Here is a 21,919-nt window from a genome sequence, read left to right on the forward strand (position 1 = left end):
ACCGCACCACGTCAAGGCGCGAGACCCCTCAAGCGGGGGGATCCTGAACCGGCTTGAGGCGATCCGCCACGTGCTGGTGCGCCCGTTCGGAGGGCGTTCGTGGGGCCTCCAGCGTCCGGGCCACCTCGTCGGCGAAGTGCGCGAACGAGAACCGGTCCGCCGCGCCGCGCGCCGCCGCCTGACCGGCCTCGACGCAGTCGGCCGGCGCGGCCAGCAGCGCGATGCAGCGGGCGGCGAAGGCCTCGGCGTCGGCGCCCTCGTGGAGGCCGCCCAGGCCCTCGAAGCCCTTGAGCGCGTGCGGCGTGCCGACGCAGCAGCGGCCGTAGACCAGCGCCTCGATCACCTTGATGTTGGTGCCGCCGCCCTGGAACACCGGCGCCACCGCGAACAGCGCGGACGCGTAGTACGGCGGCAGCTCCGGCACGCGGCCGTGCAGCACGACGCCGGGCACCTGGCGCCAGCGCGCGGCGGCGTCCTCGTCCTTGAGCTTGCCCACGAGGTTCAGCCGCGCCTGCGGGAAGCGGTCGACCACGCGCGGCCAGACCTGCGTGACGAACCAGTCGAAGCCCAGCAGGTTGGGCCGGTAGTCGAAGGCGGCGACGCCGATGACGTTCAGCGTCCCGGCGCCGCCGTGGGTGCCGCCCTCGCTCTCGCCCTCGCCCTCGTACGGCAGCGGCTCGGCCGGGCGCGGGTAGTTCGCGAACGGGATGTTGGGCAGCACGCCGAGGTCGGCCCGGTCGAGCCGGCCGGCGTCGCGCGCCTTCGCGACCCAGCCGCCGGCCAGCCGGCGCGCCAGCTGGCGCTGCCGCGTCGCGTAGCTGCCGGCGATCTGCCGGTAATAGGCCTTCAGCAGGCGGCCGCCGGCCTCGTCGGCGCGGCTCTGCCAGACCTCGGACTCGAGGTCGTCGAAGTCCAGCCAGGTCGGCAGTTCGTCGATCACGCCGCTCTGCTCGACCGTCCACAGGTAGCGGCCCACCGCCAGGTCGTAGCCGCCGGCACGGACCAGCGCGCGCATCTCGCGGGCCAGCGAACCGCTGCGGTACAGCGTGTCGCGGCTGCCCAGCAGCCAGCGCGTCAGGCGCAGCACGTTGACGCCGATGCGCCCGTAGCCGAAGTGCAGCCGGCGCAAGGTCAGCAGGCCCGGATCCGGCCGCAGCACGGCCTTCAGTCCGAAGTCGTCGCGCAGCACGCGCAGCGTGTCGCCGGCGATCTCGTTCGCGGTGATCAGCACCAGGTCGACGTCGCCCAGCCGCTTCAGCGCCTGGTAGAGGAGGAAGCTGCGCTGCGCGCCGCCGGAGTCGGCCGGCCACGGCGGCACCGGCGCCACGAACAGGATCTTGCGGGTCATGACGCGGCGTTCCTCATTCGAAGCGGGTCTTCAGTCCGAGGAAGGTCTTCTCGGCCGCGCCGCCGTAGGAGCCCATGCCCAGGTAGTAGCCCAGGTCGGCCAGGTCGGAGATCCAGCGCAGGTCGCCGCGCCGGCGGGCCGTGCGGTAGGCCAGGAAGCGCCGCAGTCCGCGGCGGTAGCAGCGCCAGCGCGACAGGCCGAGGTCGGACGGCACGTCGCCGTCGACGATCAGGTAGTTGTCGTCCGGGCGGCGCGCCTTCAGGTGGGCGGTCGTCGCGCCGGCGAGGAAGTAGTACTCGTAGATGTAGGCCGCCGTCTGGCGCCCCGGCGGGATCAGGTGGTGCACCCGCGAGCCCGGCACCCACCAGCCGGTCGCGCCGGCCTTCATCATCCGGTAGAGCGCGTCGACCTCCTCGCCCAGGCGCTTGTGCGTCGGCGAGACACCCAGCTCCGGGTCGTACAGCGCCTGGCGCTGCTCGGCGGTCCGGACCGCGAAGTTGGCGCCGTAGGGCACGCGGTTGCCGGTGAAGCTCAGCGCCAGTTCCTCGTCGCCGAGGTCGCGGTAGGCCATCGGGCTGGCGATCGGGTACTTCAGGTGTTCGTCGATGAACCACTGCGGCGCCCCGCCGCCTTCGAGCCGCGGCAGCACGCGGCCGCCGAAGACGGAGGCCTCGGGATGCCGGCGGAAAGCCTCGACATAGGCCGCCAGCCAGCGACGGTCCATGCGCACGTCGTCGTCGGTCCAGCAGAGGTACTCGCCACGGGCCGAGCGCACGCCCTGGTTGCGCGCGTTGGACAGGCCCGGCGTGTCCTCGCGGGCATAACGCACCGGCAGCCGGCCGGCGAAGCCGCGGATCACCGCCTCGGTGTCGTCGCTGCTGCCGTTGTCGACGACGAGCAGCTCCCAGCGCAGTCCCTCGGGGACCTCGAGCTGCGTGGCCGAGTCGAGCACCTCCGCCAGTTGCCGCGCGCGGTTGCGGGTGCAGATGACGACGCTGACGTCGAGGTCGGTGGGCGTCATGCCGGAAAGCGTCGTGCCGGAGGCCGTCGTGCTCATCACAAACCCCATTCCTTGAGGTGGGCCAGCACGTCGTCGGAGGTCTTCGCGCGTCGCACCTTCGGATAGACGCCGGTCCAGGCGGCCATGTAGCCGGCGATCTTGCCGTAGCTGTTGTCCAGCACCACGTGCGGGATGTCCATCATCGTCGAGAGGATGTGCGCATGCAGCCGGTCCGTCACGACGACGCGGCCCGAGGCCAGCATCTTGAGCCCGCGCCGCACGCGGCCCTGCGCCAGGCGGTTGTAGAGGTCCAGCGTGCCCTGCGGCGACGACAGCCCGCCCTTGCCGGCCATCGCGATCCGGCTGCGCCAGGTGCACAGGCGGTGGAAGCGCTGCGGCTCGGTGACCCAGTCCGCGGCGACCGCGTCCGGGCGGCGCAGCAGCGGCTCGCGGTCGTAGGCGGCGCGCTCGGTGTCCTCGCGCAGCAGCATGAAGATCGCCGAGCTCGGCGACACCGGCTTCTCGATCGGGCCGATGCCGAAGGCCATGTCGGGCAGCAGCTCGACCGGGCAGACGAAATGCTCGCGGGCGAAGGTCAGGCTGGGCTGGTCTCGCACCAGCAGCGTGAAGCGGCCGTGTGCCGCGATCGCCTGCGCGGTGGCGGCCACCGCCTCCGGCGCGCTGAAGCTGATGGACTGCGGCAGCTGGACGATGTCGCGGTCCGGGAAGTCGGTCATCAGACGGATGCGGAAGTCCTGGTGCTTCGGATAGATGTCGCCGAAGTTGCCGCCGCCGTGGATGAAGATCGGACCGGTCGGCGCGGCGCGGCGCAGCGCCTCCTTCGAGTAGCTCTCGACGGTGCTGACGTAGCTCGGCGCGCCGCCGAGCAGGCGCTTGAACAGCGCGATCTCGCCCAGCCAGATGGCGCTGTCGCCGACGTTGTAGTGGTCGGGGAAATCCACCAGCGCGAAGTCCTGGCCGGTCCTGACGAAGCGCGACAGCGCCTGCGCGGAGCGCGCGGCCTGGTCCTCGATCAAACGCCTGTAGTCGGTCGTGTCCGTCACGTCGCTTCCCTTCCGATCGGAATCAATTTGCCCAGCTTGCCGGCAGCCTTGCCGGCGAGTTCGATGAAATCCTGCTCCGCGCCGGCGGGCTTGCCCGCCAGGCCCCAGAGCGCGAAATGCAGGGCGAGGTAGGTCGCCCCCCCCGCCAGTCCCAGTCCGGCCAGCCAGCCGGCGCGCTCGAGGGCGCCGCCGTTGACCGGCCAGTGGTGCACGGTCGCGGTCAGCGCGCTCCACATCACGGCCACGCTGAGCAGCGAGCGCCAGCTGTTGAACAGCTGCTGCCGGATCGTCAGGCCGATCAGGCGCCGCACCAGCGTCGCGTTGATGAACACGCCCAGCGTGCCCGACACCATGCGGCCGAAGACGATGCCGACCATGCCGGCCCACCACATGCCGACCAGGATGATGGGCACGCGCAGGCAGAAGCCGAAGACGTCGCGGCCGAACATCATGCGCGTCTTGCCCTTGGCCATCGCCAGCGGATGCACGGCGGAGCTGATGGTCTGCACCGCGAAGACGCAGGACAGCACCTGCACGATGAGCACCGCCTCCAGCCACTTCGGCCCGAGCACCAGCTCGACCAGCGGCCGCGCCAGCGCGCCGACGCCGAAGCCCACCGGCAGCGCGATCATCGTGATCAGCGCCTGCGCCCGCGCATAGGTGCGCCGCAGCCGCTCGGGGTCGTCGGTGACCTGGCGCAGGCCGGGGAACAGCGCCTGCTCCAGCGGGCCGATGGTCTCGCGCGTCGGCAGTCCGGCGAGGTTGTCGCCGACGGTGTAGATGCCCAGCGCCTTGGGGCTGATGAAGGTGCCGATCAGCAGGTGGTCCAGCTTCCAGTTGATCGTGTTGAGGATGTAGCTCAGCGTGACCCAGGCCGAGAACGACCACAGCTCGCGCACCTTGGAGAGCGAGGGCCGCGGGCGGAACGGCACGACGCAGTAGGACACGATCAGCCCCGCGATCTGCGTGGCCAGCGTGCCGGCCACCAGCGCCCAGTAGCTGCGGAAGACCAGCGCCATGCCCACGCCGACCAGGAAGCCGGCCAGCTTCTGCGTGACCAGCACGGCGAATTCCTGCCAGAACTCCAGCCGCCGCGTGAGCACCACCTGCTTGGGGTTGTTCAGGCCGGCCAGCGCCATCGAGCCCGACAGCAGCAGCAGCACCGGCAGCAGGCGCGGGTCCTTGTAGAAGTCGGCGACGAAGGGCGACGCGATGCCCAGCACGGAGGCCAGCAGCAGCGCGCGCAGCGCGTTCATCGTCCAGGCGCTGTTGAAGTGCTCGTCGGTCGGCGCCTGGTGGTGGATCAGCGCGGCGGACAGCGACATCTCCGTCACCGACTGCAGCAGCGCGATCAGCGTCATCGCGATGGCGACCAGGCCGAAGTCCTCGGGCGTGAGCAGCCGGGCCAGCACCAGCGTGCTGACCAGTCCCAGGACGTTGACGACGACCTTGGCTCCGCTGAGCCACAGCACGCCGCGGGCGAGCTTTTCCTTCATGGGCCGCCCGCTCAGGAGAACAGGGCCTGCCGCAGCCGCGACAGGCCCGTGTAGCAGGCGCGGGGCACGCGGCTCAGCAGTTGCAGCCGCAGCTTCTCGCGGCGGAAGGTCCGGGTCCGCGTCTGGCCGAGCAGCCGCCGGCCGGCGGCGGCGTCGCCCCAGCGGATCTGGTGGTGCGCGTGCAGCAGGCGGAAGAAGTTCTTGAACTCCTCGGCCTCGCGTCGCTCCTCGACCAGGGCGGGGTGCGCGGCCAGCCAGCGGTCGATGGTGTCGAAGAAGACGTAGCGCGCCGGCGGCGCGTGCGTGTTCAGGGCACGGTTCGTGGCGTCGTTGAAGTACATGCCGCCGGGCCGCGCGTCGAAGACCACCGGCCCCTGGAACAGCAGCCGGATCCAGGTGTCGATGTCCTCGCCCAGGCGCACGCCTTCCGGGAAACCACCGGCCGCGGCCAGCGCCTCGCGCCGCACCGCGACCGCCGACGAGAACACCGGCGAGCCATGCTTGCCGATGCGGAAATAAGCGAGCGGGTCCAGCAACTGCGACGGCGCACGCGCCGGATCCACGCCGAGCGATCGCGCGCCGTTGGGCGCGACGACCTCGTAGTTCATCGCCACGGCGACCGCCTGCGGATGCCGCGCCTGCAGCGTCATCACCTGCTCGAGGAAGTCCGGCTCCCAGGCGTCGTCGGCATCGAGGAACGCGACCAGCGGCGCCGACGTCAGCGCCACGCCTTGGTTGCGCGCCACCGACACGCCGGCGTTGGGCTGGCGATGCAGCCGCACGCGCGGGTCGGTGTAGGCCTCGACGACGGCAGCGCCGCCGTCGCGCGAGCCGTCGTCGACGACCACGAGCTCGAAGTCCCGCCACGTCTGCGCCAGCACCGAATCGACGGCACGCGCGATGTGGCTCTCCTTGTTGTAGAGCGGGATGACGACGCTGATTGCGGGCGCGCCCGGGGCGCGGTCCACGGAGTCGTTCACGGAGTCGTTGGTGGTGGCGTTCATCGTGCCGCTCCCGGACCCTGCGGCGCGCGTCCGCGGGCCAGGCGCGCGCGCCACAGCAGGCCGACGGCGAACGGGATCCCGTCCACCAGATAGCGCCGCGCCAGCCGGCCCGGTTCCTGCACCAGCCGGTGCACCCACTCCAGCCCGGAGCGCTGCATCCAGCCCGGCGCGCGCTTCACGTCGCCGGCGACGAAGCTGAAGCTCACACCCACGCCCAGGTACCAGGCGCGCGGCGCCAGCGGGCGCAGGCGGGCGATCAGCTTCTCCTGCTTCGGCGAGCCCAGGCCGATGAACACGATGTGCGGCTGCCAGTCGGTCAGCAACTGCTCCAGCCGGGCCATCTCGGCCGGCTGCTGCTCGAAGCCGAACGGCGGGCACAGGCAGCGTACGCGGTCCGCGCCGCCCTCGGGCAGCAGCGTCGCGGCGGCCGCCTCGGCGGCGCCTTCGTTGCCGCCGATCAGCGCGATGCGCAGGCCGGCCGCGTGGGCCTCGCCCACGAGCCGGATGAACAGGTCCGAGCCGGTCAGCCGCGCCGGCAGCGGCGTGCCCTGCAGCTGGCTGGCCCAGACGATGGGGCGGCCGTCGGCGGTGAAGATCGTCGCGGACTCGACCAGCGCGCGGAAGGCCGCGTCGACGCGCCAGCGGCGCAGGATGTCGATGTTGGGCGTGACCACCCAGCCGCCGCGGCCCGCGCCCGCCTCGGCGACGATGTGCGCCGACACCTGCGGCACGGTGCTGGCGACGAAGTCCAGCCCGTCGACGCGCACGGTGGGCAGCACGGAGGCGCCTCCAGGACGCGCGCCATCCCCGGCGGAGGCGCCGGAGGCGAAGGATGCGGTGTCAGACATCGGCACGGTCATCGGTGGTATCGGGTGGTTGCGTTCGGAGCCAGGAGGCGGGATTCAAAGAGGTTCAACGGGTGCCGTCAGGCTTCGGCGGCGCCGGTTCAGGTGTCGCGCTTGGTGCGCACCCAGTCGGTCTGGCGCTTGAACACGAAGCGCAGGTACAGCGGGATCTTGGCCAGCAGGATGAACGGGGCGCGGGCCAGCTCGCCCAGGCTCAGCACATCGGCGGCCCAGCGCTGCTGCGCGACGACGATCGCCGCGACGAGCAGGGCCAGCGTCCCCAGCGCCAGGACGAACGGTGCCACCCAACCGGCTGCGACGGCCACGACCAAGGTCACGAACGTCCATCCGACCAGCGACATCGCCAACAGCGCCAGCGGCGGCACCAGCATGTCCAGCACCTGCAGCAGTTGCGCGCCGCGGCCCGGCCGCAGCGAGCGCCAGAGCAGGCCCGGGCCCTCGCCGACCAGCATCGCGAGGTGGCCGTGCTCCCAGCGCGTGCGCTGGCTGGCCTCGCCCTCCTGGCTGTTGGCGAAGACGCTGGTCACCCGCGCGTCCTCGCACAGCAGCGGCGGCGCGCCGAGCTGGGCCAGGCGCACGCCGAGTTGCATGTCCTCGGCCAGATGACCGCTGGCCAGCGGCGCCTGCACGGCCACGTCCCACGGGAAGGCCATGCCGGTGCCGTAGAGGCCGCAGGGCAGGCCGAGCTGATGCATGCCGCGCGGCCGCACCAGGTTCTTGACGCGCATCGCGAACTCCGCGACCCGCGCCTTCAGGCCATCGTTGGCCGCCGTCATCAGGTAGGTCGCCTGCACCGGCCGGCCGGTGCCGTGCGCCACCGACGCGATGCGCGGCAGCAGCGTCGGGTCCAGCACGCAGTCGGCATCGAGGATGACGACGACATCGGGCGCCTGGCCCTCCTTCAGCGCCAGCGCCTCCAGCGCGCGCACGCCGAAGTCCAGCGCGTAGCCCTTGCCGCGCTCGGTCTCGTGGAAGCGCTCGACGACGGTCACGTCGAACTCGCGCGCCTGCGCCGCGGTGTCGTCGCTGCAGTTGTCGGCGACGACCAGCAGCCGGTCCTGGGGCCCGAGCTGCGCCAGCGCCTGCATCAGCGTGGGCCGCAGGCCGCGACCCTCGTTGTGCGCCGGCATGATCACGGCGATGCGGCGCGGACGCGGCATGTCGGGGATCGTCCGGTCCGGCAGCAGCGCGAGCAGCACCTGCGCCAGCACCAGCGCCACCGGCGCGAGCAGCAGCAGCCCGATCGCGACCATCACGACCCACAGCACGACGAAGACGACGTCAGGCATGCGCGCTCCCCTTCGCGCCGGAGGCGGCGCGCTGGCTCGAATAGGTCTTGGCCGGCGATGCGTATTCCTCGAACAGCGCCACCAGCTTGGCCGCCTCGCGGTCCACGTCGTGGCGCTCCAGCGCCGACGCCCTCGCCCGCTGACCGACGCGCGCGAGTTCGGCGTCGTCCAGCCGCAGGCAATCGAGCATCGCCCGCGCCAGCGCGTCCGGATCGCCGGCAGGCAGCAGCCAGCCGTTCTCGCCGTCGCGGATCAGCTCGGGGATGCCCGCGATGCAGGTGCTGACGCAGGGGCGGCCCAGCGCCATCGCTTCCATGATCACGACGGGCAGGCCTTCGGCGAAGCTCGCCAGCACCAGCGCCCGCGCCGCGAGCAGCTCGCTGCGCACGGTGTCGCTGGAGATCCAGCCGGTGATGCGGACGTTGCGCTGCAGGCCGAGCTGCGCGATGCGCTGCTCGATGGTCGCGCGCAGCTCGCCGTCGCCGGCCAGCACCAGCTCGAAGTCCGGCACCTGGCGCGCGACCTGGGCCGCGGCCTCGATCAGCAGCAGGTGGCCCTTCTGCTCGGTCATGCGGCCGATGCAGATCAGCCGCTTGCCTTGCGGCGGCGGCGCGTCGACCGCGTGGAACTCGGGGTCCAGCCCGCAATGCACGATGCGCAGCTTGGGCCACTCGGTGTAGGCGACCCAGCGCGACAGCTGGCTGCGGCAGAAGGACGTGATCGCGGCGACGAAACGCGCGCCGCGGATCTTCGCGCCCAGGTGCAGGAAGTCCGGCCGGTCGAATTCCTCCGGGCCATGGACGGTCATGCTGTAGCCGGGGCCGCCGAGCGCCTCGATCAGCATGCCGAGTTCGGCCGGGTTGGTGCCGAAATGGATGTGCAAGTGCTCGATGCGGGCGGCGCGCAGCACCGGCATCGCGGCGCAGGCTTCCATCAGGTAGGCAAGGTGGAAGGGCCAGGGCCGGTCGGCGCGCCGGCTCATCCGCAGCGCCAGTTTCAGCGCCGCGAAGAAGCGGCCCGGCGCGCGCACGGCCTGCGCGAGCGTCGCCTTCAGCAGGCCGGGAGCGCCGTCCTTCAGCAGGTAGTGCGTGCGCGCCTTCTCGGCCTGGTCGACGGGATCGGGCGCGTCGTCGTCCCAGCCGCGGATGGCCAGGCGCAGCACCTCCAGGCCCTGCTGTTCCACCGCCAGGATCTCGCGCCGGATGAAGGTGTGGCTGACCTTGGGATAGTGGTTGACGAGGTAGGCCAGACGCGGATGGCGGGGCGCGGCGTCGGACGGCAAGGCGCTGGGCAAGGGGGTGGGCAGGGGAGTGGACTCGGTCGTCGAGGTCATCGCGTTCATTCGTTCTGCGCGAGCAGGTCGCCGCCGGCCCAGACCTCGCCGCCGCCGGTGGCGCGCACCAGCAGCCGCGCGCCGCCGAAGCGCTCGGGCCAGCGGAAGCTCGAGGTCTTGCCGTCGACCAGGTCGCCGGTGTCGAAGGCGATGCCCTTCTCGCCGCGGATCTGCACACGCAGCGTCGCGTTGGAGGTGCGCGCGGTCAGCTTGCAGTCCTGACCCGCCTTGGGTTTGGCCCAGTTCACCGAAGTGATCGCGCGCCAGCCCTCGTTCACGACCACGTCGCCCGCGCTCGCGTCGCGCAGCACCACGGCCTGCTTCCAGCTGTCGAAACGCGCACGCGCGTCGCCGCGTTCGGCCTTCCATTCGCCGCGCATCGACAGCACGTTCAGCGGCGTCTGCAGATCGACCGGCCGGCCGTGGCCGTCCAGGAAGCCCGACGTGGACCGCACGGGGCGCAGGCTCCAGCGCAGCTTGTCGAGGTCGCTCGCGACCTGGTTGTTCCAGCCGCCCATCGGATGCAGGCGCACCGGCGTGCCGATCTCGGCGTAGATCACGAAGGGGGTGCCGACGTTGCGGTCCACGACGTAGCCACCGTAGACCTTCAGCGTCTCCGCGATCTTGCGCATCTTGGCGTCGTTCAGCGACTTGACGTCGAAGTCCGGCGCCAGCATCAGCAGCGCGCCCTCGGGGATCGCGCCCTTGTTGCGCTCGGGCTGGTTGTCGCCCGAGGTGGCCGGGAACACGTAGTTCGGCTTCGCCTGCAGCGCCGAGAAGGTCAGCGAGATCGCCAGCGCGTGCCGGTACATCGTGTCGCCGTCCTCGAACTCGTGCTTGCGGATCAGCCCGCCCATCGTCGGCACGCCGGCCGCGCGCGCGCCCTGGAAGTAGTGCGCCGGATCGCCCCAGCCGCGGCCGTCCAGCCGTGTCCAGGCGTACTGCTGCGCGCGCCAGTCGTCGCCGACGCGCTTGAGCATGAAGAAGGAATGGATGATCCCTGTCTGCGGATCGACCAGGTCCAGGTGGCCGTCCGAACCCTTGGACGGCATGGCCGCCTCGGGCCAGCGCGGGATCAGCACCTCGGGCTGGTGGGCCTCGGCGTCCGGGTCCCAGACGCCGGGCTGGCCGGGCAGGCCCAGCACGCGCTGGGGCCGGTCGTCGGGCCCGCACAGGAACACGCCGGTGGACCAGGTGCCGTTCTCGATCGTCGGGTAGTAGTCGTCCTTGGGGATGCGGGTGTCGCCCAGCACTGGATCGACCGGACGCGAATTCCAGGGCGACTGCGCCGAGAACGGACGTTCGAAGGTGCCGAAGCGCGGCCGGCGGCCGCCCTTCTCCGCCTCCTTGCCGGCCTTCTCCGACTTGTCGGCCTTGGCGTCCTTCGCGTCGCCGGCGTCGGCCGCCGCCGCGTCCAGCCACGGCGCCGCGGCGCCCGCGGTCAGCCCGAGGCCGGCACCGCACCAGCGGCGTCGATTCCACTGCATCGTCACGTCGGAACTCCTCCCATGGTCAGTCGTCCGCCAGCAGCGCCGGCACTTCGGACGCACCGGAAATTCCGGGCGAAACGATCCCGGCCGCGTCGGCCCGGGGCGCCACTAGGGGCAAGATGCGTGCCGGGTTGCCCACGGCGGTCGCGCCCGGCGGCACATCGGTCAGCACGACGGCCATCGCGCCGACCTTGCAGCCGGCGCCCAGCCGCACGCCGCCCAGCACCTGGGCATAGGCGCCGAGCTCGACGCCGTCCTCCAGCACCGGACACGGACCGTCCTCGACGCGGTTGCCCAGCGTCACGCCCTGGCGCAAGGTGCAATTCGCGCCGATGACGGTGGCCGGATTGACGAAGATGCCGCCGAAATGCCAGATCCGCAGCCCGGGACCGATGCGGCACTCCTTGGGCAGGCTGATGCCGGTCAGCGTCTCCACGAACCGGAACAGCAGCCAGTAGAGCCGGGTATGCCAGCGGCGCGAGAAGCCGGGCGGCATCGCGTCGACGCGCCGGCCGAAACGGTGCACCCGGATCGCCCACAGCGACTGGTCCCGGTGCAGCGCCGCACGCCCGCCGTAGCGGGCGAGGTCGGCGGCCCAGTCCGCGCGCGGATCGCTCCGCGCGTGGGTCGTCCCGGTGTCGCCGCCTCCGCTCATGGCATCAGCACCTTGCCGGACATCAGGGTCAGCGGCGAGTTCAGGACCAGCGTGCCGCCCACCGTCGAGACCGTGCCCGCCGCGCCGCTGTAGGCGAACAGCGCCGTGAGCAGCCCCGAGCCGTCGGGCCAGGGGAACTCGATGCTCTGGCCGTCGGCGAGTTCGCCGCTGTCGAAGAGCTTCACGCCCGCGCTGCTGAACAGCTGGAACTTCAGGCGGGCGCCGCCGGTCGCCCGCGCGGTGAGCTTGTAAGGCGCGCCGGCCACCGGCCTGGACCACGCCACCGTGCTGAGCACGCGGCTGCTGTAGTTCACCTGGATGACATCGACCGCTTCCGCCGGGAAGGCCACCGCCTGCTTCCAGGTGTCGAAGGCGCCGATCGCCGTGCCGCGCTGCAGCGACCACTGGCCGCGCATCGACAGCAGGTTCAGGCGCCGCTCCGGCACCACCGATTCGCCGTTGGCGTTGATCCACCACGCGACGCTCATCACCTGGCGCAGCGACGCGCGGATGCGGTCGAGCTGCACGGCCGTCGCATCGTCCCAGCCGGTGGGCATCAGGTTGAAGTTGCTGCCGTTCTCGACGTAGATCACGTAGGGCGTGCCGTAGTTGCGATCGACGACGTAGGCGCCGAATTTCTTCAGCGTCTCCGCGACCTTGCGCAGCTTCAGGTTCTGGATCGAGGCGGTGTCGAAGTCCGCGGGCAGCATCATCAGCGCGCCTTGCGGGATGGCGCCGGTGTTGGTCGTGGCGGCGTTGCCGTCGGCCGAGGTGGCCGGGAAGATGTAGGGCGTCGTGGCGCTCAGGCCGTTGAAGGTCAGCGACATCGCCAGCGCATGGCGGTAGAACGGCAGGCCGTCGTCCACCTCGCCCTTGCGGATGATGCCGCCGATGGCCGACACGCCGACGGCGCGCGCGCCCATGTAGTAGTGCGCCGGCTCGCCGAAGCCGCGGCCCGCCAACGGCGCCCAGGCGTACTGGCCGGCGCGCCACTGGCCGTTGCTCTCGCGCCGGAGCTGGAAGAACGAATGCACGATGCCCATCGTCTCGTCGACGATGTCGGCGTGGCCGTCCGAGCCCGAGGCCGGCGTGACGCCGGCGGGCCAGCGCGGGATCACCACGGTGGGCCGGTAGACCTCCATGTCCGGGTCCCAGACGCCGGACTGGCCGGCCAGCGGGTAGACCGTGACCGGCGCGTCGGTGCTCGCGGCCTTGAAGGCGCCGGTGGACCAGGTGCCCTCGGCCAGCGTCGGGTAGTACTCCGAGAGCGGGATGACGGCGGTGCCCAGCACCGGATTGACCGGGCGCAGGTTCCAGGGCGAGTACGACGCGAACGGCGACTCGAAGCTGCCGTAGCGCGGCGACGGCACGCCCAGCCCGTACTGGGCCGCGGCGGTGCCCGCGGCCAGCATCAGCAGCGTGCCGGCCGCGACGGCGGCCAGCAGCCGCGTCGCGGGGGGCCGTCGCCGGGTGGGAGCCTCGCGGCGAGAGGCGGTGCGTTCCTGGCCGGGCGCCGCGAGCGGGCCGGTCCGGGAACGGGAGCAGGAACGGTGGGGTGATGACAGCGACACTTTCATACCTCCTTCAGCTGCCGGCCGCGCCCTGCCCCAATGCGCTTGGCCAGCTCGTTGAAGCGCCGTTCCACCTGGAAGGTGGAGACGTGCGCGATGCCGAAGACCACCAGCAACAACAGCGGTCGTTTGAGGTATTTCGTCCAGTGCTCACCGCTGCCGAGCCAGGTGGCCGCCAGGGGCAGGTGCCACACATACAAGGCGTAGGAAACAGAAGCAATATAGGCAAGCGCGGCTCCCCCCAGCCAGCGCGACAGCCAATGCCCCGGCTGCACCAGCAGCGCGCAGACGAAGGCCGCCGCCGCGTACGGGCGCAGGAAGCTCAGCGGATAGACGCTGTGGTGGGAAATCAGGCTGCAGGCCAGCAGCAGCATCAGGGCCAGCGGGACCGCCGCGGGCCGGCCCAGCAGCATGCGCGCCGTGGGCGCATGGCGCGACTGCATCAGCAGCGCCAGGCAGGCGCCGGCCAGCAGGTCATCCGCGCGGAACCAGGTGATGCTGCCGGTCGTCGACAGATGCGTCACCCGCATCACCGTCACGGCCAGCAGCAGCGCCGGGAACAGCCACCCGATCGCGCGTACCCGCAGCCACAGCAGCACCGCCGCGAGCAGGTAGAACTGGACCTCGATGCACAGGCTCCAGAAGTGGTCGATCGGCCAGACCAGCCGCTGCGGCGGCAGGTTGGCATAGAAGAACAGGTAGCTCAGCGCCGTCTCGACGTCGACCGGCACGAACCACCACACCACCGCCATGCAGATCCAGGCGGCGGGCACGACGCGCAGCAGCCGGCGCGCGACGAAGTTGACCACCGGCGGCCGCCTCAGCAACTGCTGCGTGATCAGGTAGCCCGACAGGATGAAGAACAGGGCCATGCCGAACATGCCCAGCGAATCGTTCAGCGAGTGGCCGCCGACGCGCAGCGGGAACAGGTGGATATACAGCACCGACAGGATGCTGATGGCGCGCACGCCGTCCAGCACGGGCTGGCGTCCGCCCTCGGGATGCGCGGCGCCCACGGCGGCGGGGTTCGCAGTGTCGTGGCTCATCGGAAGCGCCCTCCGGTCAGCCGGGCCGGCCGCGCGTGCGAGGCCGGCAGCGGCGGCGGCAAGGTCGGGTGGAGCGGCTCCGTCGGCGGGAAGTCGGGCGGCGGCCGGTACTTGCTCGGCCGGATGCCCCAGGGCCGGGCCTTGCGGCGTTCGCCGGCGCCGGCGATACGGCAGGCCAGCGCGCAGATCGCGCCCATCGTCAGCCAGAAGTACCAGTTGTAGATCAGGTAGAACAGCATGTTGTCGGACAGGGAGACCAGGAAGTTGGCCCCCAGCAGCGACAAACCCACCAGCGCCAGCAGCGGCCGCGCGCCCCACAGCGTCGCGATCATCCGGCCGGTGCGCCAGTACACCCAGCAGAACGCGCCCAGCCCGATCGCGCCGAGTTCGAAGAACACCTGCACCGCCGCGCTGTGCGCGCCCCACTTCACCCGGCCGGCCATCGAGAAGAAGGTCGTCGACAGGTCCTGGAACGACTCCGCGCCGTAACCGGTCAGGTAGCGCGACGGCGACATCCACGTCAGCGCGTCGGTCCACAGCAGCTTGCGCCAGGCGAAGGAGTTCAGCTGCGCGTACTGCACGACCTCATTGCCCTGCGTCATGCCCATGACGCGCTCGCGCACCTCGGGGATCAGCATGGACAGCATCCCGCCGACGGCCAGGTAGACGATGTAGCGCCGCTCCCGGAACAGCCCGTAGACGACGAAGAGGAACACCACCGAGATCCACGCGCTGCGCGTCTTGGTCGCGAACAGGAGGCCGATCAGCAGCAGCATGTAGCCGGTCACCGCCATCAGCGTGACCGGCTGGCGGCCGATCTGGCCGCTCTTCCAGCGGTAAAGCAAGACACCCAGGCACAACACCAGATAGAACGCCAGGATGTTGGCGTGGGGGAAGGGACCGCCGTAACGGCCGGCTCCGGATTCGAAGCCATCCACGCTACCAGCCGTGCGGCCCAGCCCGATGTAAACCAGGGTAACCAGTGCGACAGGCACCGACGACCAGGTGACCAACCTGAGCAGCTTGTTGAGATCCGCTTCCGCGGTCACCAGATAGAAGCTCACCAGGAACAACGCCACCACCGACAGCTGACCCAGGTAGAGCCGGATCGCCTGCACCTTCTCCGGCGAATACACGATGCCCAGCGCCTGCATCGCGATGAAGGGCAGCCAGATCATCCACGCCGCGCGCGGCACGCGCTTGGGATCGCGCGCGATGATCAGCCCGGCCAGCAGGATCACCAGCGCGTTGAGCAGGCCGCCCAGGCCGCCGATGGCGGCCAGGCGCGTCTCCTCGAAGATCGGGTTGGCGCCGGCGCGCACCAGCAGCACGACCATCAGGAAGGCCTCGCGGCTGTAGACGAACAGGAAGCCCGTCAACAGCATCAGCGGCAGCACCGCCAGCATCGCGGGCTTGTCGGGCGCCATCGAGCTGACCATCACCGTCAGGTAGCCGATCGCGACGGCGCCCGCGGCCAGGCCCATCAGGCCCGTCCACGACGTGCCGTCCATGCCCCCGCGCACACCGCGCCAGGCTGTCATCAATCCTCGGAACACACGCGCCACGCCGCCCTCGCCTCTCGACCGTTCCGGCGTCATCGCACCAGCATCGTCCGCGCCGGCGCCGGCACCGCGGCCACCAGTTCGGACAGGAAGGACGCCATCAGCGCCTGCGACTGCGCCTCCGCGCCCGCCTGCGGCAGCCGCTGCGAGGCGCGCACCAGCATGCCGTCCGGGATTCGGCCGCGGAAGCCTTCATTCAGGATGTACCAGCGCGCGGCCAGGCCGTCGCCGCCGTACATCTCGCCGATGCGGATCCAGTAGCGCACCGCTTCGTAACCGCCGCCGCCTTCGGTGAGCAGTTCCGTCGTCGGCACCGGGGCGGCGCGCGCGCCGGTCGCGATCGCCGGGCCGGCCACGAGCTTGCGCACGGCATAACCCTGCGCCGGATAACAGACCTCGGGCCGGTGCACCTTGACGTCCTGCCGCTGGCGCTCGCCCCAGGCCAGCGCCAGCATGATCTGCTGCCCCTGGCTGTTGACGTAGGTGCGCATCACCGTCTGGTCGTAGGGCTGCTCCTGCACCGTCTCGACACCTTGGGAGACGTCGATCTGCGGCGTCGCGTCCTGCACCGCGCGCCAGTCGCCGAAGGCCTTGGGCACGACGGCGTCCAGGTTGGGCGCGCCCTGCATGGCCTGCAGGCGCGGCGTCGCCAGCCAGGCGCCGCCGGCCGCGGCCAGCATCAGGATGACGCCCGCGACGCAGACGCCCAGCGGCAGGCGCGGGAGGCGGTTCAGCGGCGCGCCGGGCGGCGTGGCGGGCATGGGCGCGGTGGCATTCGTGGTCATCGGCTTTTCCTTCCTTAGGCCTCAGGCGGGCCGGCCGCGCAGACGCGCCCAGCGCAGGGACAGCTGGCGCAGCAGCCCGTCCACGACCACGATCAGCATCAGCGCCGTCAGGAACAGCGCCATGCCGGAGAACTCGTGCATGAAGCCCTGCCCCACCTCGTCGCCCATGTGGTACGTCAGCAGCGCCAGGATCAGGATGCGCACGACGTTGGAGCAGTACGAGATCGGCACGATCAGGATCGCCAGCGTGATGTTGCGGAACACCGATTCGTGGCGCACGACGTTCATGTAGAGCAGCCCCAGCGCCTCGAGCGTGAACAGCGAGTTCAGGCCCGCGCAGGCGTCCGCGACCATCAGCTGGTACGCGCCGATCTGCAGGATCACGCCGGAGCGCGCGACCGGATAACCGAGCGCGAACATCAGATGCTCCGCGCCCCAGGACGCGGCGATCTTCATCGGCTGGGTGATGAGGTCGACGATGGACGCCGGCAGCGGCACCGCGAAGAGCAGCAGGAAGAAGGCGAACCAGTAGCGCCTGGCCAGACCGGGACCGAACAGCAGGAACGCCAGGCCCAGCAGCACAGGCAGCAGCGATCCCAGTTCCAGGATGGCCAGCTGCTGGGAGCGGCCCAGCACGTAGGCCGCGAGCCCGACCAGCATCACCGTCCAGCCGAGGACGGGCGCGGGACGCGCCTGGAAGGTCTCGCCCTGCCCGGCCAGGCGTTTCGTCTGGAAGTAGAAGTACCAGGCCGACAGCGCCAGCACGATCGGCCCATGGGAGTTGCGGTCGCCCCGCCACGGTCCATGGATGAAGTCGATGATCGTGGGCACGTACAGCGCCAGCAGGCCGGCCGCAAGCACCAGCAGCGCGACCCGGTTGGCGGCCCAGAAGCCCGGCCCGAGGCGGCCGGGGCTGCCGGAAGACTGGGCGAAGAGATTGCGCGACATCACTTTCACTGCGATCCCTGCTGAAGCGTCAAGACATGCGAAGACACGCCGGCCGGGACCGGACGTGTCTCCATCGAAGGCTCTGCGGCCCTGAATTCAATATTGATTCATGACGGTCCCGATCAGCGTCGTGGCGACGCCGTCGAGACTGTCGGTCAGTTCCTGCAGCGCGACGACGCGCGACTGGTTCTGACGGGCCAGCACCAGCGCGGCGCCGCAGCGCGCGGCGACGATCGCCGCGTCCGCGCCGTACTGGCCGGCCGAGGTGTCCACGATGACGTGGTCGAACTTGCCGGCCAGCTCGCGCATCAGCATGCCGAAGGCGGGCCGTTCCAGCAACTCCACCGGGTTCGGCGGCACCGCGCCGACCGGCAGGACGAACAGGCTGTTCATGCCCTCCACCTGCTGGATCACGCGCGGCTCGCTGCGTCCCGACAGGATGGAGGACAGCCCGGCCTGGTTCTGCACGTCGAAGATCTCGTGCTGGCGCGGGCGGCGCAGGTCCGCGTCCACCAGCAGCGTGCGGCCACCCAGTTGCGCCAGCGTGACCGCCAGGTTGGCCGTGAAGTAGCTCTTCCCGTCCAGCGTGTCGGGGCTGATGATGGCCAGCGCGCGGCGCGCCTCGCCCTCGCGGTAGAGCCGCATCATGATCTGGCTGCGGATGCCGCGGAAGACTTCCGCCTGCGACGAGAACGGCGTGTTCAGCGCCACCAGCTCGGGGCTGCGGACCTTGCGCTCGTTGGGCGCGTAGGGATAGTGGAACTGCTTGGACAGCGCCTCCAGCACGTCCTCGGCGTTGGCGTAGCCCAGCGCCACGGCGGCCTCGCCGAAGCGGATGCCGCGCTCGCGCTGGTACTGCAGCACGCGCTCGACCTGGTCGGCGCTGAGGTTGCGGGTCTCGGCGATGATCGCGCCGATCGAGCGGTCGTGCACGCCGCCAGGAGGTTTGTTGGGTGCGTCCACGGGTTTGCTGTAGGCCAGGGGTTCCTTGATGTCGGACATCACGCAGTCCCCCGAGGGGCCGCGTGTCCCAGAAGCCGGCGCTCGTTCGACGCCAGGCCGCTGGGCTGACGCCGGCCCGGCGCGGGCAGCACGCCCAGCATCGGCAGCGGCAGCACCGCCATCACGTCGTCGGCATCGCGCACCTTGCGGTCGCGCAGTTCCAGCAGCAGCGCCAGGCCGATCGCCAGGATCAGGCCGGCCACGAAGGCCAGCGCCGTGTTCAGCCCGACGCGCGGCGACGCCGGCGCCCGCGGCGGTGTCGCCTCGGTCAGCACGTTGACGTTGCTCTGCGTGGTCTGGCTTTCCAGGCTGGTCTGGTTCAGGCGCGTGGTGATGTTCTCGTAGGCGCGCTGGGCGCTCTCGACCTCGCGCATCAGGCCGCTGGCCTCGTCGCGCGCCAGCTTCAGCTTGGCGACTTTCTCGCGCTGCGACTCGAGCTGGGCGCGGGTCTCGGACTCGCGCTGCCGGTTGATGTTGTTGGTCGCCGTGACCGCGCCGGTCACGCGCGAGATCTCGGTGCGCAGCTTCGCGCGGGTATCGTTCAGGGAGGCCTTGGCCTCGACCACCTGCGGGTGGTTGTCGCCGTAGCGGGTGCTGAGCTGCTGCAGCTGCGCCTCGGCGCGGCTGACGTCGGACTTGAGCTGCGACACCACCGGGTTGGCCAGCACGTCCGGCAGCGTGTCGGCGCCGCGCGCGGCCTGGCCCTGGCGGCTGCCGGACTCGGACGACTGCGCCTGCAGGCCGACCAGTTGCGAGGACAGCTCCGACAGGCGGGCCGTCTCGACGTCCATGCGCTCGTCGCTGGCGAGGATGCCGTGCTCTCGCTCGTAGACGGAGAGCTTGGCGCGCGCGGACTCGAGCTTCTCCAGCGCCGTCTTGGCCTGCACGTCGAAGTAGCCGGCGTACTGGCGGGCGGGCTCCACGCGCAGGTCCAGCGTCGTGGCCAGGTAGGCCTTGACGAAGGCGTTGGCCATCGTCGCTGCGACCTGCGGCGACGGCGACTTGTAGGTCACCATCAGCACGTTGCTTTCCTTGGACGGCTTGACGTCCATGTTGCCGCGCAGGCCGTCGCCCAGCCACTGCTCCATCGTGCCGTCGAGCTGGGCCTCCTGCCACTGCTGGCGCAGCTCGGGCAGCTCGGTCAGGCGCAGGTCGCGCACCACGCGCAGCGCGACGCGGTCGCTGGAGATCACGTCGACCTGCGTGTTCATGTAGGCCGGCGAGGCCAGGCCCGGATAGATCAGCGCCGAGACCGGATCGGGCTTGGCGTCGACCAGCACCGAGGCGGTCGCGATGTAGCGCTTGGGCAGCGCGAGGCTCACGCCGAGCGCCGTCAGCGTGGTCAGCGCGACCACGAGCAGCACGAGCGACCAGCGCGCGCGGATGATGGACATCAATTTGCTGGGCGTCACCCTGCACTCCTTCGCCAGGCCCGGGGCCCGGCACTACACGTCGTCAAAGCCGGACCGTCAGAACAGGCTCTCGCGCACGAAGATCACGTCGCCGTTGCGCAGCGCCTCGTCCATCGCGGGCTTGATCTCCTGGACCTTGCCGCTGTCGTCCTTGCGGTGGACGCGGATGCCGCGGTCGGTGCCGCGCAGCGTCAGACCGCCGCCGGCGGCCAGGCCCTGCAGCAGCGTCATGCCGCGCTCGAGGCGGATCTGGCCGGGTTTCTGCACCTCGCCGTAGATGTAGACCATCGGGAAGCGGTCGACCCACAGCACGTCGCCGTTCTGCACGATGATGTCCTGCTCGCGGCCGTTGGGGCCGAACAGCGTGGGCAGGTCGATCTCGAGACGGAAGGGCTTGCCGCCGCGCGCGCCGCTGAGCACCAGCGTGTCGCTGCCGGAAGAGGCGACGCCGCGGGCGTTGGCCAGCAGGTCCGTCAGGCGCGTGTCGGAGACTTCCAGCGGGTAGCGGCCCGGCTGGTTGACCTGGCCCAGCACGCTGGCCTGGTTGCCCACGACCTTGATCACCAGGATGGTCACCTGCGGCTGCTTGACGAAGTTGCCCTTCTTCAGGCCGTCGGCGATCTTGGCCTCGGCCTCGCTGACGGTCAGGCCACCGATGCGCACGACGCCCAGCAGCGGAAAGCTGATCGTGCCGGCTTCGGAGACGCGGGTCTCGAGGGCCATGTCCGCGTTCTGGAACACGGTGATCTTCAGGGCGTCGCCCGATCCGAGCCGGTACTCCGCGGCGCCGCCGGTGGCCAGGGCGACCGGTGCGGGCGTGGCGGGACGCTGCGCGGTCTGCGCGAGCGTGCTGGTGGAGAGCACCGCGGCCAGCAGGGCCGGCGCGATGGCAAGGATCGGGAAGCGACGCAGATGTTTCATTTGATGCCTAGGCCCTTGGAAAGTGCGCTGTTGTCCACCGGGCCGCTGGCGCCGGTGGGGCTGTCGGAGGCGGCGGGCACGAGGGCCGGTGCCGCGGAAGCGGGGGTGGCGGCGGGCGCGGACGCGGCCATGTCGGAGAACTTGCCGACGTATTCGATCTTGGCGTTGTCGCGCATGGTCTTGATGTCCTTGGCGACCAGCTCGGCGCGACGCTGGTTCAGCAGGAACATCTCGATGGACGCGCGCGCCTGCGCCTCGGTCGCGGGCTGGCGCTGCGAGCCGGCGAGGAAGAGCACGGTGAGGCCGTTGGGCTGGCCGTTCATGATGAACTGGCCGTCCTTCAGGCGCGAGATCGCGTCGAGGTTGTTGAGCGGGATCTGCTCGGCCGAGCGCACGATCTGCGAGCCGACGAACTTGAAGTTGTCGCTCTTGAGCGATTCGAGGAACTCGGGGAGGGTCTTGGCACCCTGCAGCTTGGCGCGGATCGCTTCGAACTGATCCGGCTTCGCCTCGATGTTGATTTCCTGCAAGTTGTAGATGCGACGCTCGGCAAAAAGTGCCGGTTTGTCGTTGTAGTACTGCTTGATTTCCTGATCGGTGGGCTTGCTCGCCGTCTCGCCGATGCGTTCAGCATAGGCCCTGGCGATGATCTCCCGCTTTGCGGTTTCGATCTGTTGCACCACCCGCGGATCGCGATCCACCTTGAGGTCCTGGGCCTTCTGCACGGCCAGTTCCTGATCGATCAGGCGCTCGAGGATCTGGCGCGACGCGGCGTCCACCTGCTCCGGCTTCACGTTCGGCTGACGTTGCAGCACGAAGTTGATCTGGTGGACGGTGATCTCTTCCTTGTTCACCTTGGCCGCGGTCTGCGAGGCCTTGGCGCCGCTGCCGCCGCCGCACGCGGCGAGCAATGCCGCGGCCAGCAGGGTGGTGGCGATGGCGACGGCCGGCGTGGCCTGTCGCGCTTGAATTCCTTGATCCCGAGTCCTCATCGCAAGCATGGTGTCGACCTTGATGTTGTGTCTGTCCGGCGGCCCCTTGAGGGGTGCTCTACGCGTACGCGAGCGGCGAGTGTAGCCCTGCACCATGACCGGACTACCCCGTTCCGGAGGGCTTGAAAGCCACCA

Annotated in this window: 19 protein-coding genes; all 19 read right to left on the reverse strand. The window is 70.6% G+C overall.

All coding sequences use genetic code 11. From position 1 onward, the window contains the following. Positions 1-28: 28 nt before the first annotated feature. Complete coding sequence (locus AC07OZ_RS23800) at positions 29-1,348, reverse strand: glycosyltransferase (protein ID WP_495469544.1); 1,320 nt, start codon at positions 1,346-1,348, stop codon at positions 29-31. A gap of 13 nt (positions 1,349-1,361) precedes the next feature. After that, complete coding sequence (locus AC07OZ_RS23805) at positions 1,362-2,405, reverse strand: glycosyltransferase (RefSeq protein WP_495469545.1); 1,044 nt, start codon at positions 2,403-2,405, stop codon at positions 1,362-1,364. Continuing rightward, a complete protein-coding gene (locus AC07OZ_RS23810) occupies positions 2,405-3,412 on the reverse strand; it encodes a polysaccharide pyruvyl transferase family protein (RefSeq protein ID WP_495469546.1) in 1,008 nt (335 codons plus the stop codon). Before AC07OZ_RS23810 ends, AC07OZ_RS23805 begins: the two co-directional genes overlap by 1 nt. After that, the gene (locus AC07OZ_RS23815) at positions 3,409-4,908 is read right to left on the reverse strand and encodes a lipopolysaccharide biosynthesis protein (protein WP_495469547.1); all 1,500 of its coding nucleotides are present in this window, start codon (positions 4,906-4,908) and stop codon (positions 3,409-3,411) included. The genes AC07OZ_RS23810 and AC07OZ_RS23815 overlap by 4 nt, the downstream gene beginning before the upstream one ends. 11 nt (positions 4,909-4,919) lie before the next feature. Further along, the gene (locus AC07OZ_RS23820) at positions 4,920-5,912 is read right to left on the reverse strand and encodes a glycosyltransferase family 2 protein (protein WP_495469548.1); all 993 of its coding nucleotides are present in this window, start codon (positions 5,910-5,912) and stop codon (positions 4,920-4,922) included. After that, on the reverse strand, positions 5,909-6,760 hold the full coding sequence (locus AC07OZ_RS23825) for a WecB/TagA/CpsF family glycosyltransferase (protein WP_495469549.1): 852 nt from the start codon (positions 6,758-6,760) through the stop codon (positions 5,909-5,911). Before AC07OZ_RS23825 ends, AC07OZ_RS23820 begins: the two co-directional genes overlap by 4 nt. A 98-nt stretch (positions 6,761-6,858) precedes the next feature. After that, positions 6,859-8,067 carry a glycosyltransferase family 2 protein gene (locus tag AC07OZ_RS23830; protein ID WP_495469550.1) on the reverse strand — a complete coding sequence of 403 codons (1,209 nt, stop codon included), beginning with the start codon at positions 8,065-8,067 and terminating at the stop codon, positions 6,859-6,861. Next, a complete protein-coding gene (locus tag AC07OZ_RS23835; protein ID WP_495469551.1) occupies positions 8,060-9,409 on the reverse strand; it encodes a glycosyltransferase family 4 protein in 1,350 nt (449 codons plus the stop codon). The genes AC07OZ_RS23830 and AC07OZ_RS23835 overlap by 8 nt, the downstream gene beginning before the upstream one ends. After that, on the reverse strand, positions 9,406-10,887 hold the full coding sequence (locus AC07OZ_RS23840; RefSeq protein WP_495469552.1) for an Atrophin-1 multi-domain protein: 1,482 nt from the start codon (positions 10,885-10,887) through the stop codon (positions 9,406-9,408). Before AC07OZ_RS23840 ends, AC07OZ_RS23835 begins: the two co-directional genes overlap by 4 nt. Positions 10,888-10,912: 25 nt before the next feature. Further along, positions 10,913-11,545 carry a serine acetyltransferase gene (locus AC07OZ_RS23845; RefSeq protein ID WP_495469553.1) on the reverse strand — a complete coding sequence of 211 codons (633 nt, stop codon included), beginning with the start codon at positions 11,543-11,545 and terminating at the stop codon, positions 10,913-10,915. After that, positions 11,542-13,122: an Atrophin-1 multi-domain protein gene (locus AC07OZ_RS23850; protein WP_495469554.1), complete on the reverse strand. Its 1,581-nt coding sequence runs from the start codon at positions 13,120-13,122 to the stop codon at positions 11,542-11,544. Before AC07OZ_RS23850 ends, AC07OZ_RS23845 begins: the two co-directional genes overlap by 4 nt. Next, positions 13,119-14,162, reverse strand: a complete 1,044-nt coding sequence (locus AC07OZ_RS23855) for an acyltransferase family protein (RefSeq protein ID WP_495469555.1) — start codon at positions 14,160-14,162, stop codon at positions 13,119-13,121. The genes AC07OZ_RS23850 and AC07OZ_RS23855 overlap by 4 nt, the downstream gene beginning before the upstream one ends. Continuing rightward, positions 14,159-15,703, reverse strand: coding sequence for an O-antigen ligase family protein (locus AC07OZ_RS23860; protein ID WP_495469556.1), 1,545 nt, complete (start codon positions 15,701-15,703; stop codon positions 14,159-14,161). The genes AC07OZ_RS23855 and AC07OZ_RS23860 overlap by 4 nt, the downstream gene beginning before the upstream one ends. Before the next feature lie 53 nt (positions 15,704-15,756). Continuing rightward, the gene (locus AC07OZ_RS23865; protein ID WP_495469557.1) at positions 15,757-16,509 is read right to left on the reverse strand and encodes an exosortase C-terminal domain/associated protein EpsI; all 753 of its coding nucleotides are present in this window, start codon (positions 16,507-16,509) and stop codon (positions 15,757-15,759) included. Between the two features lie 21 nt (positions 16,510-16,530). Next, positions 16,531-17,457, reverse strand: a complete 927-nt coding sequence (gene xrtB, locus AC07OZ_RS23870) for an exosortase B (RefSeq protein WP_495469558.1) — start codon at positions 17,455-17,457, stop codon at positions 16,531-16,533. A 96-nt stretch (positions 17,458-17,553) separates the two neighbouring features. Continuing rightward, positions 17,554-18,459 (reverse strand): polysaccharide biosynthesis tyrosine autokinase, encoded by a 906-nt coding sequence (locus tag AC07OZ_RS23875; RefSeq protein WP_495469559.1) that lies wholly within the window; start codon positions 18,457-18,459, stop codon positions 17,554-17,556. Then, positions 18,459-19,871 carry a chain length determinant protein EpsF gene (gene epsF / locus AC07OZ_RS23880; protein ID WP_495469560.1) on the reverse strand — a complete coding sequence of 471 codons (1,413 nt, stop codon included), beginning with the start codon at positions 19,869-19,871 and terminating at the stop codon, positions 18,459-18,461. Before epsF ends, AC07OZ_RS23875 begins: the two co-directional genes overlap by 1 nt. A 57-nt stretch (positions 19,872-19,928) precedes the next feature. Then, positions 19,929-20,792, reverse strand: coding sequence for a polysaccharide export protein EpsE (gene epsE, locus AC07OZ_RS23885; RefSeq protein WP_495469561.1), 864 nt, complete (start codon positions 20,790-20,792; stop codon positions 19,929-19,931). Continuing rightward, complete coding sequence (locus tag AC07OZ_RS23890; RefSeq protein ID WP_495469562.1) at positions 20,789-21,784, reverse strand: EpsD family peptidyl-prolyl cis-trans isomerase; 996 nt, start codon at positions 21,782-21,784, stop codon at positions 20,789-20,791. Before AC07OZ_RS23890 ends, epsE begins: the two co-directional genes overlap by 4 nt. Positions 21,785-21,919 lie beyond the last annotated feature (135 nt).

This window comes from Roseateles sp. GW821-FHT09G03 (assembly GCF_059416045.1).

Bases quoted from the DNA above. Each gene is read 5' to 3' on its own strand.
- AC07OZ_RS23865 (WP_495469557.1), bottom strand. From the start codon at position 16,509: ATGACCACGAATGCCACCGCGCCCATGCCCGCCACGCCGCCCGGCGCG.
- AC07OZ_RS23860 (WP_495469556.1), bottom strand. From the start codon at position 15,703: ATGACAGCCTGGCGCGGTGTGCGCGGGGGCATGGACGGCACGTCGTGG.
- AC07OZ_RS23875 (WP_495469559.1), bottom strand. From the start codon at position 18,459: ATGTCCGACATCAAGGAACCCCTGGCCTACAGCAAACCCGTGGACGCA.
- AC07OZ_RS23825 (WP_495469549.1), bottom strand. From the start codon at position 6,760: ATGTCTGACACCGCATCCTTCGCCTCCGGCGCCTCCGCCGGGGATGGC.
- AC07OZ_RS23855 (WP_495469555.1), bottom strand. From the start codon at position 14,162: ATGAGCCACGACACTGCGAACCCCGCCGCCGTGGGCGCCGCGCATCCC.
- AC07OZ_RS23850 (WP_495469554.1), bottom strand. From the start codon at position 13,122: ATGAAAGTGTCGCTGTCATCACCCCACCGTTCCTGCTCCCGTTCCCGG.
- AC07OZ_RS23845 (WP_495469553.1), bottom strand. From the start codon at position 11,545: ATGAGCGGAGGCGGCGACACCGGGACGACCCACGCGCGGAGCGATCCG.
- AC07OZ_RS23830 (WP_495469550.1), bottom strand. From the start codon at position 8,067: ATGCCTGACGTCGTCTTCGTCGTGCTGTGGGTCGTGATGGTCGCGATC.
- AC07OZ_RS23815 (WP_495469547.1), bottom strand. From the start codon at position 4,908: ATGAAGGAAAAGCTCGCCCGCGGCGTGCTGTGGCTCAGCGGAGCCAAG.
- AC07OZ_RS23805 (WP_495469545.1), bottom strand. From the start codon at position 2,405: ATGAGCACGACGGCCTCCGGCACGACGCTTTCCGGCATGACGCCCACC.
- AC07OZ_RS23800 (WP_495469544.1), bottom strand. From the start codon at position 1,348: ATGACCCGCAAGATCCTGTTCGTGGCGCCGGTGCCGCCGTGGCCGGCC.
- AC07OZ_RS23835 (WP_495469551.1), bottom strand. From the start codon at position 9,409: ATGAACGCGATGACCTCGACGACCGAGTCCACTCCCCTGCCCACCCCC.
- AC07OZ_RS23840 (WP_495469552.1), bottom strand. From the start codon at position 10,887: ATGCAGTGGAATCGACGCCGCTGGTGCGGTGCCGGCCTCGGGCTGACC.
- xrtB (WP_495469558.1), bottom strand. From the start codon at position 17,457: ATGTCGCGCAATCTCTTCGCCCAGTCTTCCGGCAGCCCCGGCCGCCTC.
- AC07OZ_RS23820 (WP_495469548.1), bottom strand. From the start codon at position 5,912: ATGAACGCCACCACCAACGACTCCGTGAACGACTCCGTGGACCGCGCC.
- epsE (WP_495469561.1), bottom strand. From the start codon at position 20,792: ATGAAACATCTGCGTCGCTTCCCGATCCTTGCCATCGCGCCGGCCCTG.
- AC07OZ_RS23890 (WP_495469562.1), bottom strand. From the start codon at position 21,784: ATGAGGACTCGGGATCAAGGAATTCAAGCGCGACAGGCCACGCCGGCC.